Origin of the sequence: Mucilaginibacter sp. (assembly GCF_035492695.1) — a bacterium.
In the GTDB taxonomy this organism is placed as follows: domain Bacteria; phylum Bacteroidota; class Bacteroidia; order Sphingobacteriales; family Sphingobacteriaceae; genus Mucilaginibacter.
Window position 1 is genome coordinate 217,393 of the sequence record NZ_DATJJC010000026.1, and the last position, 15,159, is coordinate 232,551.

The 15,159-nt window shown below is 46.3% G+C and carries 16 protein-coding genes; 12 read left to right on the forward strand and 4 right to left on the reverse strand.

What is annotated here, in order from left to right; translation table 11 throughout:
• Nucleotides 1-59 precede the first annotated feature (59 nt).
• The 7 genes from VL525_RS16060 (at nucleotide 60) to VL525_RS16090 (ending at nucleotide 6,010) form a co-directional block, all read left to right on the forward strand.
• Entirely contained in the window at nucleotides 60-1,079 is a 1,020-nt protein-coding gene (locus VL525_RS16060) for a tetratricopeptide repeat protein (protein ID WP_325388055.1), read from the forward strand.
• Nucleotides 1,080-1,102: 23 nt separating this feature from the next.
• Nucleotides 1,103-2,140, forward strand: coding sequence for a tetratricopeptide repeat protein (locus tag VL525_RS16065; RefSeq protein WP_325388056.1), 1,038 nt, complete (start codon nucleotides 1,103-1,105; stop codon nucleotides 2,138-2,140).
• Between the two features lie 13 nt (nucleotides 2,141-2,153).
• Nucleotides 2,154-2,576 (forward strand): hypothetical protein, encoded by a 423-nt coding sequence (locus tag VL525_RS16070; RefSeq protein WP_325388057.1) that lies wholly within the window; start codon nucleotides 2,154-2,156, stop codon nucleotides 2,574-2,576.
• Between the two features lie 137 nt (nucleotides 2,577-2,713).
• Nucleotides 2,714-4,111: a class II fumarate hydratase gene (fumC, locus tag VL525_RS16075; RefSeq protein ID WP_325388058.1), complete on the forward strand. Its 1,398-nt coding sequence runs from the start codon at nucleotides 2,714-2,716 to the stop codon at nucleotides 4,109-4,111.
• Nucleotides 4,112-4,163: 52 nt separating this feature from the next.
• The gene (locus VL525_RS16080; protein WP_325388059.1) at nucleotides 4,164-4,673 is read left to right on the forward strand and encodes a hypothetical protein; all 510 of its coding nucleotides are present in this window, start codon (nucleotides 4,164-4,166) and stop codon (nucleotides 4,671-4,673) included.
• Between the two features lies 1 nt (nucleotide 4,674).
• On the forward strand, nucleotides 4,675-5,472 hold the full coding sequence (locus VL525_RS16085) for a S1/P1 nuclease (protein WP_325388060.1): 798 nt from the start codon (nucleotides 4,675-4,677) through the stop codon (nucleotides 5,470-5,472).
• Between the two features lie 94 nt (nucleotides 5,473-5,566).
• On the forward strand, nucleotides 5,567-6,010 hold the full coding sequence (locus VL525_RS16090) for a low molecular weight protein-tyrosine-phosphatase (protein WP_325388061.1): 444 nt from the start codon (nucleotides 5,567-5,569) through the stop codon (nucleotides 6,008-6,010).
• 108 nt (nucleotides 6,011-6,118) lie between these two features.
• On the opposite strand, the gene VL525_RS16095 is transcribed toward VL525_RS16090, so the two are convergent.
• A complete protein-coding gene (locus VL525_RS16095; protein WP_325388062.1) occupies nucleotides 6,119-6,622 on the reverse strand; it encodes a GNAT family N-acetyltransferase in 504 nt (167 codons plus the stop codon).
• A gap of 83 nt (nucleotides 6,623-6,705) precedes the next feature.
• On the opposite strand from VL525_RS16095, the gene hisS reads away from it, so the two are divergent.
• The gene (hisS, locus tag VL525_RS16100) at nucleotides 6,706-8,079 is read left to right on the forward strand and encodes a histidine--tRNA ligase (RefSeq protein ID WP_325388063.1); all 1,374 of its coding nucleotides are present in this window, start codon (nucleotides 6,706-6,708) and stop codon (nucleotides 8,077-8,079) included.
• Nucleotides 8,080-8,183: 104 nt separating this feature from the next.
• On the opposite strand, the gene VL525_RS16105 is transcribed toward hisS, so the two are convergent.
• A complete protein-coding gene (locus tag VL525_RS16105; protein ID WP_325388064.1) occupies nucleotides 8,184-10,703 on the reverse strand; it encodes a TonB-dependent receptor in 2,520 nt (839 codons plus the stop codon).
• Nucleotides 10,704-10,771: 68 nt separating this feature from the next.
• A complete protein-coding gene (locus VL525_RS16110; protein WP_325388065.1) occupies nucleotides 10,772-11,077 on the reverse strand; it encodes a hypothetical protein in 306 nt (101 codons plus the stop codon).
• Between the two features lie 146 nt (nucleotides 11,078-11,223).
• Between VL525_RS16110 and VL525_RS16115 the strand changes: the two genes are divergently transcribed.
• From VL525_RS16115 to lepB, 4 genes are all read left to right on the forward strand, one after another.
• Nucleotides 11,224-11,565 carry a hypothetical protein gene (locus VL525_RS16115; protein ID WP_325388066.1) on the forward strand — a complete coding sequence of 114 codons (342 nt, stop codon included), beginning with the start codon at nucleotides 11,224-11,226 and terminating at the stop codon, nucleotides 11,563-11,565.
• 97 nt (nucleotides 11,566-11,662) lie between these two features.
• Entirely contained in the window at nucleotides 11,663-12,370 is a 708-nt protein-coding gene (locus VL525_RS16120; RefSeq protein ID WP_325388067.1) for a peptidylprolyl isomerase, read from the forward strand.
• Nucleotides 12,371-12,395: 25 nt separating this feature from the next.
• Nucleotides 12,396-13,163 (forward strand): exodeoxyribonuclease III, encoded by a 768-nt coding sequence (locus VL525_RS16125; protein ID WP_325388068.1) that lies wholly within the window; start codon nucleotides 12,396-12,398, stop codon nucleotides 13,161-13,163.
• Between the two features lie 138 nt (nucleotides 13,164-13,301).
• Nucleotides 13,302-14,411, forward strand: a complete 1,110-nt coding sequence (lepB, locus tag VL525_RS16130) for a signal peptidase I (protein ID WP_325388069.1) — start codon at nucleotides 13,302-13,304, stop codon at nucleotides 14,409-14,411.
• 64 nt (nucleotides 14,412-14,475) lie between these two features.
• Here the strand turns inward: lepB and efp are convergent, their stop codons facing one another.
• Nucleotides 14,476-15,039, reverse strand: a complete 564-nt coding sequence (gene efp, locus VL525_RS16135) for an elongation factor P (protein ID WP_325388070.1) — start codon at nucleotides 15,037-15,039, stop codon at nucleotides 14,476-14,478.
• Nucleotides 15,040-15,159: the final 120 nt, after the last annotated feature.

Consider the following 15,159-nt stretch of genomic DNA (forward strand, 5'->3'; position numbering starts at 1 on the left):
ATTCCCTTCATTATCCGCATCTATAATAAAAACTGAAGATTTGTTATTAAATTTATTACATGAAAACCTATCACAAAACCTTGTTGCTGCCGATGCTGCTTTGTCTCTCATTGGCCGCCCTCGCCCAAAATAATGACGATGCAAAATTGCTTGTAAAACAAGGCGTTGCGCTGAACGACTCGGGCAAGTACGACCGGGCCATTGAGAAATACAACCAGGCTATTAAAGCCGACCCGCAGTATGCCAACGCTTATTACGAAATGGGTTATACCTTATTCACTACCGGGAAAGAAAAAGAGGCTATTCCGTATCTCGAAAAAGTGCTGGCCCTTGAACCGAAAGCCGCCGGGGGATATGATATGCTGGGTAGTATTTACGACGACCTGAACCAATCGGATAAAGCCATTGATCTTTTTAAAAAGGGTATAGACGCCGATTCCACCTATCAGCGATTGCATTACAATATCGCTATAACCTATTACCGGCTTGGTAAATTCCATGAATCGGAGCAGGCTGCTATCAAAGCCGTTAAGCTTGATGCCACACACGCGAGCAGTCAGCGAATTTTAGCCATGGCAACTTATAAACAAAAAAAGCGGGGCATATCGCTGCTGGCCTGGTGCGACTTCCTGCTGCTTGAACCGCAAAGCAAACGCTCGCCCGAGGCATTGAACTTTGTCAAAACTATCCTCAACTTTGGTGTTACGCGCACTGGCGACAAAAATATCACCATAAATGTAAATCCTGACGAGGGTGCCGGAAATTTGTTAATGCCATTGGCGATAAGCACCGCGCTTGATAAGAAAACGAATTTGTCTGCGGTCGATTCGGTTCAGTTTGAGCTAACCTCTTTACTGCAAATATCTGCGTCTATTATAGGCGAGGATGCGCCGCCGCTGGTGAAAAACTACTATGCAGGTTATTTCGAACAGCTGGCCAAATCGGGTAATATGCCTGCTTTTGCCCGTTATATTACCTTATCGGCTTACCGGGACGAGAACCTTGCCTGGTTTAAGGAACATGATAAAGAATTGAAAGACCTGCAACAGTGGGTAGCAGCGACCAAACGCGAATTTTAACGGCAATTGTTCTAAATTTGGGAATGAAGTCTTTGTTAAAACCAATACTGATCTGGTGCCTGCTGGCCATGACTTTCTATGCCAAAGCACAGGGTAGCAGCGATGCTGCCGACCTGGTCAGACAAGGCACCCAGCTCAACAACCAGGGAAACTATGCCGGCGCCATAGAAAAATACAACGCAGCGCTGAAAATCGATTCAAATAACGCGCAAGCCAACTATCAAATGGGTTTTAGCCTTCAGGCAGCAGGAAGGGGAAATGAGGCCATCCCTTATGCCGAAAAAGCCATCAAAGGCAATGGCAGCGCTACACTTACCGCGTCGACCTATACGCTTTTGGGCAGTATCTATGATCAGACCCGTCAAATCCAAAAGGCTATCGATACTTATAAGGAAGGCATCAAACTTAACCCCGGCTTTCAGCAGCTTCACTTTAACCTCGGATTGGCCTATTCCCGGAATAAACAATACGCCGAAGCAGAGTCCGAAGCTATCGAGTCTATCAAGCTGGACCCGAAGCACGCGAGCAGCCAGCGGATGTATGCACTGGTGACGCTCCATCAGAATAAGCGCCTGAACGCCTTACTGAGCCTTTGCAGCTTTATACTGCTGGAGCCAAATACGCCGCGCAGCGCCGAAGCTTATAACAATATCCAGAGCATATTAAAAGGAGGTACGTTAAGCGGCGCTAATGGCCGGCAAACCATCATTCTATCCCCAAAAGACAAACAGGAGATAGCGGTGCAAAACATGGTTATATTCACCACGGTCTCCGTGGCCCGCCAAAAGAAACTGGCGGGTATGGATCTGCTGGAGTTTGAATTGAAACACATCTTTAGCATAGCGGGTAACATGGCTAATGACGATAAGGAAAAAGATTTTTTTGATAAGTTCTTTGCCGCTTATTTTTTGAACCTGGCGCAAAGCGATAACATAGCCGCATTTACACGCATGGTTAGCCGGAGTGCCGATAAAGAAGAAAATACCAAATGGATGGCCGAGCATGACGCGGAGGTAAAAGCGCTGGACAAATGGATGGCAGAAACACGGATGAGCCTTTAACCCAAACCTTAACATGAATAAAAAACATCTACTTGAATTTATCCCCTTAATTACTTTCTTTCTGTTCAGTTTATCTCCTCTTTTTAAACTTGGGGTTCCCTACGCTACAATAATAACCCTGGTAAGTGGCGGGCTACTTAGCATGCTTTATTTTTACGCATCATATTGGTTATTTGCAGGAACCGGCATAGCACCAGTGACCAGGATAATTGCGGGGCTTACTTTTAGTGTCACCATCGTTGCCATCATATACAGTTTATTTCGTTGGCCTTACTGGTATCTATTCAGCAATATAGGTTTTGCCGGATTGGGCATAGTGTTGGTAATTTCTTTATTTAACTACCTGTCACCTGGCTATAAAGCATTAGTTTACAGAACTTTTCTATTTTTGATTTTAATCGCGGCAGTATATAGTTACAGGAGTTTCCGTGCCTGAGACCTGATATCTCTTCGCTCTCCCGCTGCCTTTGTCTCACAGGCAGCAAATAACCCCAACAATAATATTACCATTTCCCTCCCTCCCGCATGGGTAAAAACCCTAAATTTGCCCGCACATAATTCATTACAAATACCATGAGTTTCAGAACTGAACACGATACCATGGGCGAGGTACAGGTACCTGCCGATAAATACTGGGGCGCACAAACCGAACGTTCACGCAATAACTTTAAAATAGGTCCCGAGGCATCTATGCCGAAGGAGATCATCAGCGCATTTGCTTACCTGAAGAAAGCTGCCGCCTATACCAATACCGATTGCGGCGTATTGCCTGCCGAAAAACGCGACCTGATAGCACAGGTGTGCGACGAGATACTGGAAGGCAAACTTGCCGGCGAATTTCCACTGGTGATCTGGCAAACCGGCTCGGGCACGCAATCGAACATGAACGTGAACGAGGTAGTTGCTAACCGCTCGCATGTATTGCAGGGCAATAAACTGGGCGAAGGCAAAACCTTCATCCATCCTAACGACGATGTTAACAAATCGCAGTCATCCAATGATACCTATCCCACTGCTATGCACATCGCCGCCTATAAAATGGTGATGGAGGTAACTATACCGGGCATCGAGAAATTGCGTGATACGCTAAAGGCAAAGTCCGAAGCATTTAAAAGCGTGGTAAAGATCGGTCGTACCCACCTGATGGATGCTACACCCCTTACTTTGGGGCAGGAGTTTTCGGGCTATGTATCACAGCTCGATCATGGATTAAAGGCTTTAAGAAATACACTTGATCACTTATCCGAATTAGCCCTTGGCGGCACCGCCGTTGGTACCGGTATCAATACCCCTAAAGGTTATGATGTAAAGGTGGCTGAATATATCGCAAAGTTTACGGGCCTGCCGTTTCGTACTGCTGAAAACAAATTTGAGGCACTGGCGGCACATGATGCCATTGTGGAAAGTCACGGTGCTTTAAAACAAATCGCTGTTTCGCTGATGAAAATTGCCAACGATATCCGCATGCTGGCCTCTGGCCCTCGCTCGGGTATTGGCGAAATACATATACCGGATAACGAGCCGGGCTCGTCCATTATGCCGGGCAAAGTAAACCCAACCCAAAACGAGGCGGTTACCATGGTAGCCGCGCAGGTAATGGGTAACGACGTTGCCATATCTATAGCCGGATCAAACGGTCATTACGAGCTGAATGTTTTCAAACCAGTTATGGCAGCCAACTTCCTGCAATCTGCACGTTTGATAGGCGATGCCTGTGTATCCTTTAACGACCATTGCGCTGTTGGTATCGAGCCAAATTATGCCGGTATCAAAAAGCACCTCGAAAATTCGCTGATGCTGGTGACAGCTTTGAACCCGCACATCGGTTACGAGAATGCCGCCAAGATCGCCAAAACAGCTTTGAAACAAAACCAATCCCTACGGGAAGCAGCCATCGGTTTAGGTTTGCTTACCAACGAGCAGTTCGACCAATGGGTTAAGCCGGAAGATATGATCGGCAGTTTAAAGTAAGCCTCACCCCAACCCCTCTCTACCGGAGAGAGGCTTTTAATTTTAAAGCATAATGCAAAAACCTTTTGCCTTTTACCTTTTATCTTTCGCCTTAATGGCCGCTTTAGGCTTTAGCTGCTCTCCCAATGCCGATCTGCAGGGTAAAGGCGAAACTTATTTACAGGGTGAATGGCAACAGGACTCGGTTCCTGCGCAAAAGAAACTGGTCGAATACTCGTTATATAATATCAAATTCAGCTGCGACTCATTTTTTATGCAGATCAAAAGTTTCAGCAAAACAAATAGCGGCCCTGATACCTGCGAACGTTCGGGCCATTGGATTGAATACATTAAAGGCGGCTATTTTCAAATTAATGACACCCTGCATGTCCGTGGGCAGTTTTGCAACGCCGACCATAGTTTGAAGCCTGAAGGCGGCTGTTTCCGCTCGGGCATTTACGAGGAATTATTTAAGGTAAAAAAAGAGGGCGATTCGCTCATTGAATTTTCGGGCGCATCAAGCCTTATCCCAATTAAAGCACGCTTAATAAAACGCACTACCTGTACTCCAAAACCGTTGTGATATGAAAACAAGATTTCTGAAAAAACTGGCTTTTATCCTGGCGATCATTTACCTGCCATTGCAAAGTATGGCCTGGGGCACCCAGGGGCACCGCATAGCAGGGCAAATTGCGGATAGTTACCTTTCGCCGAAGGCACGCAAGGCTATTGAAGCAATATTAGGGAATGAAAGCATAGCTATGGCCAGCAACTGGGCCGATTTTATCAAATCCGACCCTGCTTATAATTATTTGTACAACTGGCATTTTATCGACCTTGACAAATCCTACACTTACCCCGAATTACAGGCTTATCTTAAACAGGACAATGCCGTCGACGCGTATACAAAACTGGAGTTTTTAATAAGCGAACTAAAAAAGAAGGACCTGGAAAAGGACAAAAAATTGCTCTACCTGCGCATGCTCATCCATATTGTCGAGGATGTTCACCAACCCCTACATACCGGCCATACGGAAGATAAAGGCGGCAATGATATCAAGGTAACCTGGTTCAACAACAACACCAACCTGCACTCGGTATGGGATTCGCAGCTGATCGATTTTCAGCAGCTAAGCTATACCGAATATACTACAGCCATCAATCACACTACCGCCGCCGAACGTGCGGAATGGCAAAAAGCACCTATCAGCGAGTGGTTATTTGAATCAAACCAAATAGCTGAAAAGCTGTACTCCGAAACCAAAACCGGCGACGCGCTGAATGGTTACAAATACAATTTCAGCCATATCGATACACTTAACCGGCAATTGCTTAAAGCCGGCGTTCGCCTGGCAGGCGTGTTGAATGATATATTTGGTTAACCCGGGTTGTAAAGCTGAAATGTTGTAAGGTTGGCACATCGATAAACAAAATAACTTTTCAACTTTACAGCATTCCAACCTTCCAACAAAAGCAATGAAACTCCTCATGGTCTGCCTTGGTAATATCTGCCGTTCGCCGCTGGCGGAGGGTATTATGCAGCATTTGGCTGATGGGCAAGGGTTGGATTGGCAGGTAGATTCGGCCGGGACCGGCAGTTGGCATGTGGGTGAAGGGCCCGACAGGCGCTCAGTTCGTGCGGCACGCAATCATGGCATCGATATCAGCAGGCAGGTTTGCCGGCAATTCAGGCGGAAGGATTTCAGGGATTTTGACCACATATTTGTAATGGATAAATACAACTTTTCCGATGTGCTGGCCATGGCACCTGATGAGGAAGCCGCCGCAAAAGTAAAGCTGCTTTTAGGCGACCGCGAAGTACCCGACCCTTATTACGATGACAGCCAGTTTGAGCCGGTGTTTGTGTTGATAGAGCTTGGGTGTAAGGAAATTGTCAAGCAATTAAGCCCCGATTCCTAAAGTGTTTGTCATTTCGAACGCAGTGAGAAATCTTATACGACTGACATGGAAGGCAATACATGTTGCTCAAGATTTCTCCTCGTTACTCGTCGAAATGACAAGTTGTTTTTATTGCCTCTCCATCCTGAAAAACGCCAGTTCCTCTCCGTCCCTCACAAAATTATCCATCCGCGTCATCCCGGCTTTTAGCAATACTTTTTGTGAACCGATATTACCTACCGTAGTTACCGCCACCAGCTCCGATGCAGAGGTGTGCATAAAGCCCTGCGCCACCATAATCTGCGCCATATCACTGGCTATGCCTTTGCCCCAGTATTTCTGATGCAGCGCATAACCAAGTTCTATTTTTCCGGGATCAGTATCATAAATGCGCAGCAGGCAAAACCCGATAAAATCCCCGTCGCCATTATTGAATATACCCCAGCGACCGAGCGGGCTGCCCGAAGCATAATCTTTCAAAGCCCATTGAAACAGGTCCGTCAGCTCTTTCCGGCTGCGCTTTGGAAGATGCGTAATAACCCGTTCGTCATCAAAAATAGCAATGAACAGGTCCTGCTCTTCGGGCTTAAAATCACGGATAACAAAACGTGGGGTTTGAATAAAAAGTGGCATAGCTCAAATGTATGATTTTACACCGATAGTGATTTTATCCTGTTCATCACAAAAATCTTAAAATCGTGTTACCTTTGCACGCTATGGCATCCATCAAACCATCCGTACCCAAAGGCACCCGCGATTTTTCCCCGGCCGAAATGGCCAAACGCAATTATATTTTCGATACTATTAAAAGTGTTTTCCGCAAATATGGTTACCAGCAAATCGAAACGCCTTCGATGGAGAAGCTTTCGACGCTCACCGGTAAATATGGTGACGAGGGTGATAAGCTGATATTTAAAATTCTAAATAACGGCGATTTTTTAGGTGACGGTGGTATTAGTGAATCGAACATGACAGCGGACAGCAAAAAGCTACTCCCGCTGATTGCAGAAAAGGCTCTCCGCTACGACCTCACCGTTCCATTCGCCCGGTACGTGGTAATGCACCAGAATGAAATTACCTTTCCGTTCAAGCGTTTCCAGGTACAGCCGGTATGGCGCGCCGACAGGCCGCAAAAGGGCCGCTACCGCGAGTTTTACCAGTGCGATGCCGATGTTGTAGGCTCGGGATCATTATTGAACGAAGCGGAATTTGTGATGATCTATGACGAAGCTTTAAGTAAGTTAGGGCTGAAAGATTTCACGATTAAAATTAATAATAGAAAAATTCTATCAGGCGTAGCGGAGATTATAGACAAAGGTGATAATATAATTGACTTGACCGTTGCTATAGATAAAATCGATAAGATTGGGTTAGATGGAGTGATAAAAGAGCTTTTGGATCGCGGTTTTTCAGAAACCGATATTGAAAAAATAAAACCTGTAATTTTACTCGACGGATCGAATGATCAGAAGCTTACGAGCCTTCGCGAAGCCTTGAAGGATTCGGTTACCGGGTTAAAAGGTTGCGACGAGATTGAAACCGTTTTCAGTTATATTGCCAACTGCCCATTGTCAACTGCCCATTTAGAATTAGACATCACCCTGGCGCGCGGGTTAAACTATTACACCGGCGCTATCTTCGAAGTAAAAACAAACGAAGTGCAAATGGGCAGCATCGGCGGCGGCGGCCGGTACGACGACCTCACAGGAATGTTCGGGCTGCCGGGGCTTACAGGCGTGGGTATATCCTTTGGCGCCGACCGTATTTATGATGTAATGGAAGAACTGAAATTGTTCCCAGAGGCTGCCAATCAAAGCACTAAAGTATTGATCTGTTGCTTCGACGCCGCCGGCGAACAATATGCGCTGTCCATATTAAAGCTGCTCCGCGACAGCAACATCAATTCAGAATTATATCCTGCCGGAACCAAGATCAAAAAGCAACTGGATTACGCCAACGCCAAACAAATTCCTTACACCATTATGATCGGCAGCGACGAAATGCTGAGCGGCCTGCTGACTTTTAAGGATATGAATAGTGGCACGCAGGATAAATTAAGCGTTGAACAGATTTTAGGGAAATTGAAATAATCAATCAAAACTGTCATTGCGAGGAGGAACGACGAAGCAATCTCGTCGCCGATGCATACCGACGAGATTGCCACGCTATTGCCCGCAATGACAATTTTGAGTTATTAACTGCTCGCCTTTTCTTTCGGCGAAAGGTCGAACGGTACCACGATCTTAAAGCTGATATTCCGCCCCATGTTAAAGATACCCGGCTGTATACCCGCCGGTACGGTGGCGTTGTCAAAATATTTCAGCCGGCTCATGTTCGACTGGTAATTCACATTGCCCAGGTTGGTGCCTTCAATAAATATCTTCATGATCGGGTCACCTTTGGCATTCACTATGTTACCGCCAATTCCCGCGCTGATCAGGTTATAGCCCGCCGTATAGGTTTCGGTGCCATAAGCCGCAAAAAAACGGTCCTGCGCGTTATAATGATCAAACCCAAAGAATGCATAAACATTTCGCAGGCTCGAAAAGCCTTTAATAAATGTTCCGCGAAGTTCAGAATGTGTATGCAGCGGCGGTATAAAAGGCAGGTATTTCAAACTGTCGGCAACCGGGCCGCCATTGCCCAGGTTAGTACCATAAGTAAGGCTTAACGAGTTTTCGAAATGCAGCCAGGGCACCGGGTGCAGGTCAACATTAACCTCGCCGCCATTTATCCGCGCTTTGCTTTGGGTATAGGTGAATACGGTGTACTGCGGGTAAGCCGGGTTGCGCACCGGGGAGCCGTCGGGATTCAATTCCTGCTGCTGGTAGATATAATTTTGAATGTTGTTATTGAAAAACTCGACACTTGCCGAAACATTAGGCAGATTAAGGAACGCGCCGATATCCGTCTGCACATTAAACTCCGGTTTAAAATTGGCATCGCCGACGTGATATATCTGCGAACCCGGGTCGGGGCCGTTAGCCGAAAGCTCCGCTATGCTTGGCGCGCGGAAGCCGCGTGCTATGTTGGCCTTGATCAGGAAAGCAGGAGAGAAATTATAAGTCGCCCCAAAGCTGCCCGTGGCACCCGAAAATGTCTTGCTGAACCCTGCAAATTGCTGAACAACTGTAGGCGGGGTAGCCGTACTTGCATTGGTGTACAGTGTCGGGTAAAAAGCCACGGCGGTATCGATGAATGCATCTTTGGTGGTTATTGAGCGGCTGTCAAAACGCGCGCCGCCTTCCAGGTCGAGTTTACCAAAGGTCTTTTTCATGATGAAAAACGGCCCTATATCAAACTGGTGATAGGCCGGTATCGGGAAATCGGTCGCATCGCCAATGGTGTTGTTCTGGTACTGGCCGTTCACCCCGAAAGTAGTTTCAAAATCGTTTCCGAGGTTAAAATTATACTTTACGTCATACGTGTAATCGCTCAGGTGCAGGTTCAGCCCGGCAATATCGGGGTTGGTTGGATGAGTGTATTCGCGCCTGTGGCTGTATTCGTAGCCCAAATTTACGATCAGGTTTCCGCTGCCCAAGGTGATATTACTGTTGCTGTAAATACGGTAAAGTTGTACATGCTGATGAAGCGGCGTGATGCTGTATGAGTTCAATACCGATCCAGGCACGATTGGCCTGAAATCGTCCTCATCGGTAATCTGTCTTGTAAACTTTCGCGTTGCCGAATCGCGGCTGCCATCAGGTATTTCCTGCTGGTCGTCAAAGATTGACGCATTCAGGTAGGAATAGCCCCAATTTTTATTCAGGCCCACCATAATTCTTGCATCTTTCTCGCGGTAACCCGTTCCGTAAACACGGCCATCGTGTTCGTTCTGATAATCTTTAGCTTCTTTGGCCGATAGTACAGTTCCCCATACCAAACCATCCTGGTTACCCTGTAACCTGAACGAACCGTTCAAAAGCCCGTTATTGGTACCGTAATTGCCTGTGAACGACCCTAAAATCTTTCCCTGAGCAACGGGCGGGGCGGTAAGCAGGTTAACTACGCCACCGATAGCGTCCGATCCGTAGCTTAAACTTGCCGGGCCTTTAACGACCTCGATCCGGTCGATAGAGTTTTGGTCGACCTCAATGCCGTGCTCGTCGCCCCATTGCTGCCCTTCCTGCCGTATGCCATCCTGCAGGGTCACCACCCTGTTATAACCTAGGCCGTGTATAAAAGGCTTCGAGACGTTAGGGCCGGTAGTTACGGCGCTTACGCCGGGGATATTCGCGATCTCGTCTATCACGTTAGTTGTTGCCGAATGCTGGTCGATATAGCTTTTGCTTACCGCCGCCATAGGTACCGGGTCGCGCCGTATTTCCGTGGCTTTGCTCACCCCGGTTATCACCACTTCGGCTGTTTCGATGGACGATGTTTGCAATTGTACGTTCAGCACCGAAGTTTTCGAAAGATCGACCTTTTGGTTAAAAGTGCCATACCCTATATAACTTACCTGCACCAGGTAAATACCCTTTGGTAATTGGGTTATTGTATATTTTCCATTTGAGTCGGTAACCGAGCCGGTCCTCAGGTCGGGGATAGATACCGTTGCCCCCGGGATAGTGGCGCCGCTGGTTTTATCGGTCACAGTACCCGACAATGTGCCGTTACCATCATTTTCAGCGGTGGTATCTTTCCGGGTGGTTTTTGCAAAAGCCGACAGGCTTATAAGTAGTGTTAAAAAGCAATAAAAAAGCTTCAGTTTCATAATAATAATAATTTCTTTTGATCAGAATTGCTGCCAAGTAAAGGCAGGCGTTAATTGGACAAGAATTATTATGAAACAGGAGGGGCGCGGCCTGCAGCAAGAATAAGAGAGATACTTACAAAATTGTAATGTACCGGTGTAAAGTAGTGTTTTGTAATTGTTAAATGCGCGAAATACGGCTGGGTATCTATCGTCATGCTGTTATGATGCATGGCATCGCACAACTGGCAATTTTCGCTTACTGTAGTATGGTGCGATATAGCCGCTGTTGTTCTGTAGCTGCGGTGATAGTGCGCGTATACAGCCCATTGACCTGCTATAAAGCAAATCATAACGATCCAGCTGTAAATAATATGGCGCTTATCTTTTTTCACTGTCAGCTATATGCAGCATTGGTTTTGAAACGCTTTGCGCAAAAATACTCAAATCCGCGTTCAAACTGTCATTGCTTAGTAACAATGTCGTGGTAAACATTGTTTCCGAAATTCGTAAACCGCCCTATCCCGCTTATATTTGCCGGATGAAACCTGCTGAGATAAATAATAAATGGGCCGCGTTGCAGCAAAAGATAGCAGCAGATTTTGATACCGACCTCCCCGATGTAAAAGTAATGCTGTTCCTGATTGGCGTGCAGGAGTTGGGGCAGGGGCCGCGCAAATTCAGCAAACGGCAAAAGGAAGAGCTGATGCATATCGCCACCTGCAAGTTGTTCAGCCAGATGGGTTTTTACGAACTGGAGGGACTTGACCAGGACGGCTGGCCCCATTGGAAACTGGCGGATAAGATCCCAAATTACACCATTCTTGAACAGGAACTGATCATGAAATCGCTGATAGTTGATTATTTTGAGGAGATAGGCTAACGTTATATTTGCTATGATCCTTCCGCATATCAGGAATTTGAAACTAACAACGGCTTTTTAAAACCTTAAAACATTTTCAATTTTACAACAAAAAGGCATGAAGAAATTAGTTACCTTGATACTGGCCCTGGCTACGGTATCCGCTGTTGCGGCCAAGCCTAAAAACCAATATGTGCGCATCAAAACCAGCTATGGCGAATGTATTATCCGCCTGTATAACGAGACGCCGCAGCACCGCGATAATTTTATCAAACTGGTGAAACAGGGTCTTTACAACGGGACACTTTTTCACCGGGTGATACAAAATTTTATGATACAGGGCGGCGACCCGGATTCAAGAGACCCAAAGAAAGCGGCACCCGGCGCCGAACTGGGAAATGGCGACCTGGGCTACACCGTTCCTGCTGAATTTCGCGACAGTATTTTTCATAAACGCGGGGTATTGGCTGCGGCGCGTGACGACAACCCTAAAAAAGCATCAAGCGCCTGCCAGTTTTATATAGTTGAAGGCAAGCGCTATACCGCAGGTAAATTGGACACACTGGAAAAGGCACCCCGCATGAATGGTCATAAGTTCCCCGAATGGCAGCGTAAATGGTACGAAAGCGTGGGCGGCACACCGCAACTGGATCAGAATTATACGGTTTACGGCGAAGTGGTTTCAGGCATCGATATGGTCGACCGTATAGCTGCCGTTAAAAAAGACGAACGTGATCGTCCGGTAGAGGATGTACCTATGACGGTGGAACTGCTGAAAAAGAGGGAGTGCAGGCAACTGGATAAATTGTTGGGGCTGAATAAATAGAAATCGGAAACGCGGAATAAAGAAAATGAAAATAGTTACTTATAACGTCAACGGTATCCGATCAGCTATCAGCAAAAACTGGCTGACCTGGCTACAGGCTGTCGATGCTGATGTGGTTTGCCTGCAGGAGATAAAAGCGACGCCCGAGGTGCTGACCGATCTTTTCCTGGTGGAGCAGCTGGGTTACCAGCATTACTGGTACCCGGCCGAAAAGAAGGGTTACAGCGGGACGGCGATATTTACCAAACAAACGCCAAAGCATGTAGAGTATGGTTGCGGCATCGCGCACTATGACAGGGAAGGGCGTAATATCCGGGTTGATTTTGAAGATGTATCGGTGATGAGCGTTTACTTTCCCTCCGGTTCAAGCGGCGACGAAAGGCAGGATTTCAAATACAAGTTTTTGGATGAATTTGGCGAATATATTAATCAACTGAAATGGGCCTGCCCTAACCTCGTGGTATGCGGCGATTACAACATTTGCCACCGTCCTATCGATATTCATAATCCCAAATCGAACGCCAGCTCTTCCGGTTTTTTACCTGCCGAACGGGACTGGATGGAGAATTTCATCAATTCCGGTTTTATCGATACTTTCCGGCATGTAAATAAAGAGCCGCACAACTATACCTGGTGGAGCTTCCGCGCTAATTCGCGCGCCAAGAACCTGGGTTGGCGCATTGATTACATTATGGTAACGCACGCGCTTGAAGCGCATATCAAACGTGCCGCTATTTTACCTGAAGCAAGGCATTCGGACCATTGCCCGGTGATGCTGGAGTTGGATATTTAAGCCTAACCCGGCGTCCTCTCCGGTAGAGAGGTGCTTAAAAAGTCTCTCCGCCAGTTAGCTTAGAAGATTTGGAAGGTGCAGATTATTTTGTAACAATAGGCTCATCCCTGCATCTAAGTACAAGCCAAGCTATTGCTTATGAACTGGAACATTTTTAAAAGAAAGCCCAAAGCCGAACGAAAAAAGAAATCAAAAACGCGCGAATGGGTGGATGCTATTGTATTCGCTGTTATTGCAGCAACAATTATACGTGGCTTGCTGTTTTCAGCTTACGCTATACCATCCGGATCGATGGAGGGAACGCAACTGGTTGGCGATTATCTTTTTGTAAGTAAGATCAGTTACGGCCCGCGTATAGCCAACACGCCGCTTGCCATCCCTTTTACCGAACCTAAAGTATTCGGCATCAAAACCTACCTGAGCTTTCTGCAGCTGCCTTACTGGCGCCTGCCGGGCCTGGGCGAAATTAAAAAAGGCGATATCGTGGTTTTTAATACTCCCGAAGAGGCCGACCTGGAGCATAGTACCCCTGTTGACGAGCGCACATCACTGATCAAACGCTGCCAGGCTACACCGGGCGACACGTTGACCATTGTGAATACACAAGTTTATATCAACGGCAAAGCCGCACCAAATGCTCCGCACCAACAAACGTCTTACCTGGTTACAACTACAGATGCTACCCCGATAAATCCAAAAATACTTACGGATCTTAATATAGAGAAACGAATGCAACGCGATACCAATGTTTATGAATTGGTCATTCCAAGGGAAAATATTGCCACGCTCAAAAGTTATTCCAATATAAAAAGCATCGTAACCATAATAAAAAAAGCAGGAGAGATTGATTCATCGTCATTGGTATTTCCACGCGATCTAAACCTCAAATGGAACGAGGATAATTACGGGCCACTCATTATTCCAAAGAGAGGCTGGACCATTTCCGTAAACGATTCGACCATGACGCTCTACCGAAGAGCGATAGAGGTTTATGAGAACAATAAGATAGATGTTAACGGCAAAGATTATTATATCAATGGCAAAAAGGCCGACACCTACACTTTCAAGATGAATTATTACTGGATGATGGGTGATAACCGCCACGATTCGTGGGATTCGAGGTTTTGGGGCTATGTCCCCGAGGACCACATTGTAGGCAAGGCCGTGATGACGTTCTTTAGCACCGATTCAACCAAGAGTTTCTTTAATAAGATTCGCTGGCACAGGATATTTAAGCCGATCGATTGATTGTGAGTCTATAATAATGAAGGCCCCAAAAGGGGCCTTCATTATTATAGACTCTATCGCTTATTTAACCTTTCACACGTTCAACATAAGATCCTGTTGTAGTATCAACTTTAACTTTATCACCTATATTGATAAATAATGGAACTTTGATTTCGGCACCGGTTTCAACAGTAGCATTTTTTAGTGCACCTGATGAGGTGTTACCAGCCACGGCAGGCTCTGTATAGCTAATTACTAATTCGGCTGAATTTGGTACCTGGCCCATTATGGGTTCTTCACTTTCAAATGCAACAATTACATTCATACCTTCTTTCAGAAATTTTACTGCAGGACCAAATAATGCTTTTGGCACGTTGTGCTGTTCGTACGTGGTATTATCCATTATCACCAGGTCGTTACCGTCCTCGTACAGGTATTGGTAATCGCTGGTTTCCACACGTGCTATATCTACTTCCTCGTCGGTACGGAAACGGTATTCAACCAGTTTACCGGTTTTTACATTGCGCATACGCGCCTGGTAAAATGCACGCAAGTTACCGGGGGTACGGTGTATAAACTCCTCAACCTGCACCAATTCGCCGTTAAAGCGGAGGATATTCCCATTTTTTACATCAGATGCTTTAGCCATAAAATTTTTATTGAGGCGCAAACTTAGGTACTTATGTGCAAAGAAACAAGGACACGATTGCGGGATTTAAATGATTAACAGGAATTTAGTCGGGAAGTCCGAAAGTCTGCATAAGTCGGC

Excerpts from the sequence above, each read along its gene's own strand:
- VL525_RS16120 (WP_325388067.1), top strand. The coding sequence starts at position 11,663 with ATGAAGAAATTAGTTACCTTGATACTGGCCCTGGCTACGGTATCCGCT.
- efp (WP_325388070.1), bottom strand. The coding sequence starts at position 15,039 with ATGGCTAAAGCATCTGATGTAAAAAATGGGAATATCCTCCGCTTTAAC.
- VL525_RS16065 (WP_325388056.1), top strand. The coding sequence starts at position 1,103 with ATGAAGTCTTTGTTAAAACCAATACTGATCTGGTGCCTGCTGGCCATG.
- VL525_RS16090 (WP_325388061.1), top strand. The coding sequence starts at position 5,567 with ATGAAACTCCTCATGGTCTGCCTTGGTAATATCTGCCGTTCGCCGCTG.
- VL525_RS16125 (WP_325388068.1), top strand. The coding sequence starts at position 12,396 with ATGAAAATAGTTACTTATAACGTCAACGGTATCCGATCAGCTATCAGC.
- VL525_RS16095 (WP_325388062.1), bottom strand. The coding sequence starts at position 6,622 with ATGCCACTTTTTATTCAAACCCCACGTTTTGTTATCCGTGATTTTAAG.
- VL525_RS16060 (WP_325388055.1), top strand. The coding sequence starts at position 60 with ATGAAAACCTATCACAAAACCTTGTTGCTGCCGATGCTGCTTTGTCTC.
- VL525_RS16070 (WP_325388057.1), top strand. The coding sequence starts at position 2,154 with ATGAATAAAAAACATCTACTTGAATTTATCCCCTTAATTACTTTCTTT.
- VL525_RS16115 (WP_325388066.1), top strand. The coding sequence starts at position 11,224 with ATGAAACCTGCTGAGATAAATAATAAATGGGCCGCGTTGCAGCAAAAG.
- VL525_RS16085 (WP_325388060.1), top strand. The coding sequence starts at position 4,675 with ATGAAAACAAGATTTCTGAAAAAACTGGCTTTTATCCTGGCGATCATT.
- fumC (WP_325388058.1), top strand. The coding sequence starts at position 2,714 with ATGAGTTTCAGAACTGAACACGATACCATGGGCGAGGTACAGGTACCT.
- VL525_RS16080 (WP_325388059.1), top strand. The coding sequence starts at position 4,164 with ATGCAAAAACCTTTTGCCTTTTACCTTTTATCTTTCGCCTTAATGGCC.
- lepB (WP_325388069.1), top strand. The coding sequence starts at position 13,302 with ATGAACTGGAACATTTTTAAAAGAAAGCCCAAAGCCGAACGAAAAAAG.
- hisS (WP_325388063.1), top strand. The coding sequence starts at position 6,706 with ATGGCATCCATCAAACCATCCGTACCCAAAGGCACCCGCGATTTTTCC.
- VL525_RS16105 (WP_325388064.1), bottom strand. The coding sequence starts at position 10,703 with ATGAAACTGAAGCTTTTTTATTGCTTTTTAACACTACTTATAAGCCTG.